This is a genomic window from Solidesulfovibrio sp. C21, from assembly GCF_047785625.1.
Lineage (GTDB): Bacteria > Desulfobacterota > Desulfovibrionia > Desulfovibrionales > Desulfovibrionaceae > Solidesulfovibrio.
The window spans coordinates 22,354-30,493 of the sequence record NZ_JBLODY010000050.1; the positions used below are offsets into that span (position 1 = coordinate 22,354).

The window sequence follows — 8,140 nt, forward strand, 5'->3', positions numbered from 1 at the left end:
AACCCGTGGCCTTGAAACGCTTTTTTCCCGCCCTGTGGAAAACCGTCAAATGGGGCGTCATCGTCGTCCTGTGCCTGGAAGTGCTGTCGTTTGCGGTGATCACCACCACCAACTGGATCATCTACGGCAACCTGCGCGAGGGGCCCAAAGCCGTTTACGACCCCTACGCGCTTTTTCTCATGGGCAACGGCATCTGGCCCACGGCCAATACCGGGTACGTCGAGAATCATCCCGAGCTTTCGCGCGTCATCTGGTTTTTCGGCGGCTCCACCATGCGGGCCAGCACCGCGCCCTACCAGCATTCCATCCCGAGCCTGCTCGCCGGGACGCTCAACGCGACGGGCAAACCCTACGCCTACAACTGCTTCAATTTCGGGGTCAATTCCTTCAATTCCCTGCTCGAAGTGAAGTACCTCGAAAAACAGCTTATCGAATTCCCCATCCGGCCCCAACTGGTGGTCTTTTACGACGGGGCCAACGACGCCAACTACTTTGCCGTGCAAAAAACGCCCTATGCCCATGAGGGCCGCGAACGGGTGAAGGGCGTCATCGAAAGCTACTACAAGGCCGGTTACGGTATCCTCAAGCCGCTTAACGCCGCCTACTACGCCTCGTTTACCCGGGAATTGCTGCAAAAGCTCCTTTACACCGCTAAGCCGGTCGACCCGAATTCGCCGGAACTGGCCAAATTCGTGGATTTGACCGTCAAGCGCTACGACTTTGCCAACAAGGTGTGCGCGGCCTACGGGGCGCGATTCCTGCTCATTTTGCAGCCGCTTTACTGGGTCGAGACCTGCCACGGGGAAAACGCGGCCGTGGCGGCCAGCGAAAAAAAGACGATTCTCGGCCGCAAGACCTTTCCCCATGTGCGTGATAATTTCATGACCGTTTACGCCGCCCTGGAAAAAGGACTGGCCGGCAAGCCCTATTTCGTGGACCTTCGAAACGCCCTGTGTGGGCGTAACGCCCCGGCCTACACGGCCGACGGCGTCCATAACACCGATGCCGGGCGCGAGGGCATCGCGGCGGCCATGCTGCCGGCCATCCGCGACCGCTTTTCCGCCATGCCCAGCACGACCGACGGAGGGAAATGATGCAACGCTTCACCGCGACGATTGTTTTGGCCGTGGGGTGCGTTTTCGTCCTGGCCGCCGCTGCCGGGGCCCAGGATTCGCTCAAGGAACGCTCGCTTTCCGACACCCCGGCGCCCGCGCACACCGCGCCAGGGACCGCCGCCCAGCCGGCGACGGGTCAATCCCGACCCGGCGCGGCCACGGTGTCGCCGGTTCCCGCGCCCGCCACCGGGCAGCCCGCGGCGCCCCGGCCCCAACCCGGGGCAACCTCGGCCACGCCGGCGTCGACCCAGGTCCCCGTCCAGGGCGCCTACCCGGCCGCAACACCGCCGCCGCATCCGGCCGGAGCCGTACCGCCGGGCGGACAGCCGACCGACCGGCCGTCGCCCCCTTCCGGGGCAACGCCCATAAACGGCCAAACCAACCTCACGCCGCCGCCCCCCCCACCGGCTGGTGGCGCGCCCCTGGGCGGACAACCGGCCGGCTCCCCGCCGTCGTCTCCCCCGGGCGGAGCGACGCCCATCAACGGCCAAACCAATTTCACGCCGCCGCCCCCACCGCCCCCGCCGCCGCCCACCAAGAGCCAGACCTACAACCGCAACGAGGTCAACCGCGAGGTCATGGGCTTTTTCGAAAGCGGTTCGCGCGGTCTGGCGGAAATGGTGGCCCGGTCCTTCCATGACCTCGGCCAGCCCTCGGGCTTCATCAAGGGCAACGAGGCCGGCGGGGCGCTGATCGTCGGGCTGCGCTACGGCACGGGCACCCTCTACCTCAAGGGCCGCAAGCCGATTCCGGTGTACTGGCAAAGCCCGTCGATCGGGTTCGATCTCGGCGTCAACGCGGGCAAGGTCTTCACCCTTGTCTACGGCCTGACCAGTCCCGACCAGCTCTTCCAGCGCTTTCCGGGCGTGGACGGCAGTGTCTACATCCTCGGCGGCTTCGGCATGAACTACCAGCGCACCGAGGGCATAACCCTGGCCCCCATACGTTTCGGCGTGGGGCTGCGTCTGGGGGCCAATGTCGGCTACCAGGACTATACCCGCACCCAGCAGATCAATCCGTTTTAAGCCCCTGGCCGTTTCGGTCGAAGGCTTGCGCCCTATCCCGCACGCCCGCTTGTCCGGCTCTGGCCGGGCGGCGGGCGTTGCCTCCTGTGGTGGTCCTGGTTGATTGGACAGGTTGACGGCAGGGGTGTTTTTCAGGCCGAAGCGACGTAAGCGTCCAAATAGGTCCTTCTTACGTCGCTTGAATTTTCTGCCATGGTTTATCCCACAGGAGGACGACCATGGCAGCACCAGCTACAGAAGTGCGTTCCTTGAAGGCGGCGTATTGGTCGGAGCATGTTGCAGCTTGGCAGCGTAGCGGTCTGAGCCAGGGCGCATACTGTCGGCAGCATGGTCTTTCCCAGAGTTCCCTGAGCTATTGGCGCAAGCGTTTAGGCGCAACGAATGACAGGGATGCCGCGTCTTTCGTCACCATCGTCCCCGTGCCGCTGCTCGCGTCGGCTCAAGCAGACATGGCAACCGCTCCTGAACCGCTGCTGGTGCATGTAGGTGATGGCTTTCGCATCGAGATCCGAGGCGACTTCGCCGCGCCGCTGCTGGAAAAGCTTGTCCGCACGCTGACACGGCTATGATGTCGCCGGCAAACGGCGTTCGGGTCTACCTGGCCCTGGGGGCCACGGACATGCGCAAGGCCATCGATGGCCTGTCCATCCTGGTCTCGCAGCAGCTCCAATGCGATCCGTTCGCCGGTCACCTGTTCGGCTTTTGCAACCGCAGCCGGACGATCATCAAGCTGCTCTATTGGGATCGCAACGGGTTTTGTCTGTGGCAAAAGCGCCTGGAACGCCACGTTTTTCGCTGGCCAACTTCCGAGGCCGAAGTCCTGGCCATTGATTCCCGGGAGTTATCCTGGCTGCTCGACGGTCTTGATCCCCTGACCGTAAAAGGCCATTCCCGCCTGGAGTATTCAACGATCTTTTGACCAGTATTGCATTGATTAAATTGAAGAATGCTGACATATTGTTCGGACCGTGGACATCAATTCCCTTCCCGACGACCCTGCCGTTCTTAAGAGCGTCATTGCCGATCACCAAGCGCATATTGCCGAGCTCGAAAAGCGTATCAGGCTCTTCAACCTGATTATCTACGGTCCGAAGTCCGAAAAAAGGGCCCGCACCGGCCAGGAGCAGCAACTTTCTCTGTTCGACGAAGCCGAGCAGACGGTTGAAGAGCACACGCCGCAAACCTTCGAGGAAGCCTGCGCCCCGGCCCACACCCGTGGCAAGCGCGGTCGCCGCCCCATTCCCTCTGATCTGCCAAGGGTTACGGTCGTCCATGACCTGCCGGAAGCGGAAAAGACCTGCCCCTGCGGCGCGGCATTGACCCGCATCGGCGAGGAAATAAGCGAGAAGCTCGACATCGTGCCGGCCAAAATCCAGGTCATCCGCCACATCCGGCCCAAGTATGCCTGCCGGGCCTGCGAGGGGGTGGAGGGTGACGGGCCGACGGTGAAAACCGCGTCCATGCCGCCCCAGATCATCCCCCAAGGCATCGTCACCCCGGGCTTGCTCGCCCATGTCGCGGTAGCCAAGTATGCCGACGCGCTGCCCCTGTACCGCCAGGAAGACCAGTTCGCCCGCCTGGGCCTGGACGTCTCCCGGGGCACCCTGGCCGGCTGGATGATCCGGGCGGCCAAGGCCTGTGAGCCGCTCATCGCCATGATCATTGCGGAGATCCGTTCCGGCCCCATCGTCAACATGGACGAAACCACGGTCCAGGTGCTTGCCGAACCAGGCCGGGCCAACACCACGAAGTCCTTCATGTGGGTTGCCCGGGGCGGAACACCAGGGAAGCCGGTCGTCCTCTTCCGCTATCATCCGACCCGGGCCGGCAGCGTGGCTGCGGGAATTCTTGGCGACTTCAAAGGCTATCTGCAGACCGACGGCTACAGCGGCTACGAAGCTCTTGGCGAACGGGAAGGCCTGCGCCATCTCGGCTGTATGGCCCATGTCCGGCGCAAGTTCGTCGAGGTCGAGAAGTCTGCCGGCAAGAAGGCCAAGGGAGGCACGGCCCATGCCGTCCTCGATCTGATCGGCAAGCTCTACGGCGTGGAGCACCAAGCCGAGAAGCAGAAACTCGGTCCAGAGCAGATCAAGGCTTTGCGAGCCGAAAAATCCAGGCCCATCCTGGACACGCTCAAGGCTCTGTTCGATGCTCGCGTCACCACCACCCCGCCCAAGAGCCTGCTCGGCAAGGCCATCGGCTATGCCCTCAAACAGTGGGGCCGCCTGCTCGTCTATCTGGAAGACGGCCGGCTGCGCCCGGACAACAACCTGGCCGAAAACGCCATCCGTCCCTTTGCCGTGGGGCGTAAGAACTGGCTTTTCTCAGGCCACCCACGCGGGGCCGACGCCTCGGCCACCCTGTACTCCCTCATCGAGACCGCCAAGGCCAACGACCTGGAGCCGTACCGTTATCTGCGTCACCTCTTCGAGCACTTGCCGACGGCAACTTCCGACGCCCAGCGCAAGGCCCTCCTGCCACAGTACATCGATCCCAAACGCCTGATTATTCCTGCCTAAAACTTCTGCCGCCTTCCGATTGCCCTGACAAGATGCGCCTTATTGAGCGCTTACGAAGCGACAGCTTTTTTGACGGGTTGGCAGGATTCCCGACAGGTACGGCCCTGCCATTTTCCTGTACAGGCGGGTATGGGCTTGTTTTTTTCGGGAAGGCCGACTGACATGATTTGTGAAAAAAAGAACGATTCGATCCCTTGTAGTGAAGCAAGACTGTACAACAGGCGGCAATGAGCGCAAACTTGCCGCATGGCTGGTAACGGAGCGCGATCCGGGGGGGATGTGATCGCCCACACCATCGACGCGCCTTGCCCGGGGCGGCCGGAAACGGACAATGGCCTGGGCGGGCGCGTGCCGAGCATTCTTGTGGTCGAGGACGAGCGGATCGTCGCCCTTGACCTCAAGGTCATCCTGAAACGGTTGGGCTACGCCCTGGCCGGGATCACCGCTTCCGGAGCCGATGCGGTGGAGCTCTGCGACGCCCTGCGCCCGGACCTCGTCCTCATGGACATCTTTCTCAAGGGCGACATGGACGGCGTGGACGCCGCCTGCGTGATCCAGTCCGAATGCGACATCCCGGTCATCTTCCTGACGTCCCACACCGACCAGGTCACCCTCCAGCGGGCCAAGCGCACCGCCCCGTACGGCTACGTGCTCAAGCCCGTGGACGAGAACTGGCTGCGCACGGCCGTGGAAGTGGCCATCTTCAAGCACCGCACCGAGCAGGAGCTCAAAAAAAGCGAGCAGCGCTACCGCCACCTGTTTTCCGGCATGCTCAACGCCTTTTTGCTCCTGGAGCTCCTGCCGCCCGACACGGAGGACGATGGACGGGGCCACCTGCGGATTCTCGAGGCCAACCCGTCCTTCGAGCGCATAACGGGACTTTCCCGGTCCGAGGTGATCGGCCACCTCCTGACGGAAGTGTTTCCGGGCATCGAGCCTTTTTGGCTGGATACGCTTGGCGAAACGGCCAAAAGCGGCCGTTCGCAGCGCTTCGAGAACATCCTGGCCGACTGCAACATGTTTTTCCTGGCCCAGGCCTATTCCCCCGAGCCCGGCCAGGTGGCCGTGGTCCTGGAGGACGTCACCGAGCGCAAGTCTGGCGAGGAGCGGCTGCGCTACCGCACCTTCCACGACGCCCTGACCGGACTGCCCAACCGGGCCCTTTGCCTCGACCGCATCACCCGGGCCATCGAGCGGGCCAGACGGCGTTCCAATTACATCTATGCCCTGCTGTTCCTGGATGTTGACCGGTTCAAGCTTATAAACGACAGCCTGGGTCATCTCGCCGGCGACGAACTGCTTAGGCGCGTGGGGGAACGGTTGCGCCACGAGGTGCGCCAGCTCGACACCGTGGCCCGCGTCGGCGGCGACGAGTTCGTGCTGCTGCTGGAGGAGATCGCCACCCCGGCCGACGCGCTGCATATCGTCAAGGCCGTGCGCGAACGCCTGCGCACGCCCTTCACCATCGCCAAACGGCAGTTCTACGTCACCGCCAGCATGGGCGTGGTCCTGGGGCCGGCCGATTACGAGCGGCCCGAGGAGTTCATGCAAAACGCGGCCATCGCCATGAACGAGGCGCGCAAGGCCGGCTGGGGCCGGGTGCGCGTGTTCGAGTGGTCCATGCGCCAGCGGGCCGAGCGGGTGATGGACCTGGAGACCAACCTGCGCCAGGCGCTCAACCGCCGGGAATTCATCCTGCACTACCAGCCGATTTTCGATCTGAAGACGCTTGCGCCGTGCGGCGTGGAGGCGCTGGTGCGCTGGCGTCGTCCCACGGGTGAACTCGTGCCCCCGGACGAGTTCATCCCGGCCGCCGAGGAAAACGGGATGATCATTCCCCTTGGCGCGATGGTGCTGACCGAGGCCTGCCGGGCCATGGGCCGGTTGCGGCGCGGGGTGCTGGGCGGAAACAGCTTTTTCATGTCCGTCAACCTGTCGGCGCGGCAGTTCACCCAGCCGGAGCTGGTCAAGCAGGTGGTCCAGGCGCTACGCAACGAGCACATGAAGCCGGGCGACCTCAAGCTCGAGATCACCGAAAGCGTGCTCATGGAACACCCGGAATCGGCCATGCTGAAGCTGCGCGGGCTGCAGGATTTCGGCATCGGCATCGGCATCGACGACTTCGGCACCGGTTACTCCTCCCTGGCCTACCTCCAGCGCTTTCCCATCAATACCCTCAAGGTGGACCGGGGATTCGTCTCCGGTATGGAGGAGCACAGCAACCGGGCCATCGTGCGCTCGGTCATCGGCCTGGCCCACAGCCTGGGCTACGACGTGGTGGCCGAGGGCATCGAGACGGAAAGCCAGCTCCACGATCTGGCCGGACTCGGTTGCGACCTGGGCCAGGGCTTCCTCTACGCCCGCCCCATGGAAGAGGAAGCGCTGACGAGCTTTCTGGATGGGAAAGAAGATGCGAGAGGGGAAACCCTTTAAAAAGGGTTCTCCCCTCTCGCGCTCTCCCCTTCCTCAATTTTCTAACGCTCTCGATGTTCTCTCGATAATATGTTGTTATCGTTAAAAGTCTTTGGAGTGGGGGTCTGGGGGAGAACCTTTCTTCAGAAAGGTTCTCCCCCAGCCTCTTCCTCTCCCCGCCACGCGGGGTTGCCAGCGGACGCCCGAGCCGCTACCACGAAGCATGCCGCACCGTCCTTCCAGTCTTTTTTGCCGGTCGGCGATCCGTCTCGTTGTCGGCCTGGTCGCGGCCCTGGCCTTGTGGGGTTGCGCGGCCAAAGCGCCGATCCCCCGTTCCTCCCGCACTCCGGCCACCATGCGGCCCTATACGATCAAGGGCGTCACCTATCGGCCGCTGCACACGGCCAGGGGCTATGACGAGAAGGGCATCGCTTCCTGGTACGGCCCGGGCTTTCACGGGCACCTGACCTCGAACGGGGAGACGTACGATCAGTACCAGATGACCTGCGCGCACAAGCTTCTTCCCATGCAGACCATGGTGCGGGTGACGAACCTGCAAAACGGGCGCAGTTGCGTGCTGCGGGTCAACGATCGCGGGCCGTTCGTGTCCGGACGCATCGTCGACCTGTCCCTGGCCGGGGCCAAGACCCTGGGTGTCTACGGCCGGGGCACGGCCAAAGTGCGGGTGCAGGTGGAAGGGGAGGTGCCGGGGGCGACGCCGGACGGCGAATTGCCCGGTCCGTTTTTCGTGCAGGTGGGGGCTTTTGCCGACAGGCGCAACGCCGAGCGGCTGTTGTCGCGGCTTTTCGCCGCCGGCTACGCCGGGTCGCGCATCAACTACAAGGAGATCGACGGCACCCGGTATTTCCGGGTCCACGCCGGCATCTTCGCCACGCCGGCCGAGGCCGATGTGGCGCGCCTGCGCCTGGCCACGATTTTCGACGGGGCGTTTGTCATAGCCCAGTAGGGAGGAAGCTGGGGGGAAACTTTTCTGAAGAAAAGTTTCCCCCCAGACCCCCCTTCAAAGACTTTCAAAGGTAACAGGATGCTATTCGTCACCGATTTATAT

General features: G+C 63.4%; 7 protein-coding genes. All 7 read left to right on the plus strand.

The features are described from left to right. The first annotated feature begins 5 nt into the window (after window positions 1-5). Window positions 6-1,094, plus strand: coding sequence for an SGNH/GDSL hydrolase family protein (locus ACMZ6R_RS14280; protein ID WP_416112596.1), 1,089 nt, complete (start codon window positions 6-8; stop codon window positions 1,092-1,094). Continuing rightward, complete coding sequence (locus ACMZ6R_RS14285; RefSeq protein WP_416112598.1) at window positions 1,094-2,140, plus strand: DUF1134 domain-containing protein; 1,047 nt, start codon at window positions 1,094-1,096, stop codon at window positions 2,138-2,140. The genes ACMZ6R_RS14280 and ACMZ6R_RS14285 overlap by 1 nt, the downstream gene beginning before the upstream one ends. A gap of 218 nt (window positions 2,141-2,358) precedes the next feature. Further along, window positions 2,359-2,709, plus strand: a complete 351-nt coding sequence (tnpA, locus tag ACMZ6R_RS14290; RefSeq protein ID WP_416112600.1) for an IS66 family insertion sequence element accessory protein TnpA — start codon at window positions 2,359-2,361, stop codon at window positions 2,707-2,709. After that, window positions 2,706-3,059, plus strand: coding sequence for an IS66 family insertion sequence element accessory protein TnpB (gene tnpB / locus ACMZ6R_RS14295; RefSeq protein WP_416112602.1), 354 nt, complete (start codon window positions 2,706-2,708; stop codon window positions 3,057-3,059). The genes tnpA and tnpB overlap by 4 nt, the downstream gene beginning before the upstream one ends. 49 nt (window positions 3,060-3,108) lie before the next feature. Beyond that, complete coding sequence (gene tnpC, locus ACMZ6R_RS14300; protein WP_416112604.1) at window positions 3,109-4,659, plus strand: IS66 family transposase; 1,551 nt, start codon at window positions 3,109-3,111, stop codon at window positions 4,657-4,659. Between the two features lie 279 nt (window positions 4,660-4,938). Then, entirely contained in the window at window positions 4,939-7,092 is a 2,154-nt protein-coding gene (locus ACMZ6R_RS14305) for a putative bifunctional diguanylate cyclase/phosphodiesterase (RefSeq protein WP_416112606.1), read from the plus strand. 202 nt (window positions 7,093-7,294) lie between these two features. Then, window positions 7,295-8,038: a septal ring lytic transglycosylase RlpA family protein gene (locus ACMZ6R_RS14310; protein WP_416112608.1), complete on the plus strand. Its 744-nt coding sequence runs from the start codon at window positions 7,295-7,297 to the stop codon at window positions 8,036-8,038. The last annotated feature ends 102 nt before the right edge of the window (window positions 8,039-8,140 follow it).

Coding starts and splice junctions, on each gene's coding strand:
- tnpA (WP_416112600.1), top strand. CDS start 2,359: ATGGCAGCACCAGCTACAGAAGTGCGTTCCTTGAAGGCGGCGTATTGG.
- ACMZ6R_RS14310 (WP_416112608.1), top strand. CDS start 7,295: ATGCCGCACCGTCCTTCCAGTCTTTTTTGCCGGTCGGCGATCCGTCTC.
- ACMZ6R_RS14285 (WP_416112598.1), top strand. CDS start 1,094: ATGCAACGCTTCACCGCGACGATTGTTTTGGCCGTGGGGTGCGTTTTC.
- tnpB (WP_416112602.1), top strand. CDS start 2,706: ATGATGTCGCCGGCAAACGGCGTTCGGGTCTACCTGGCCCTGGGGGCC.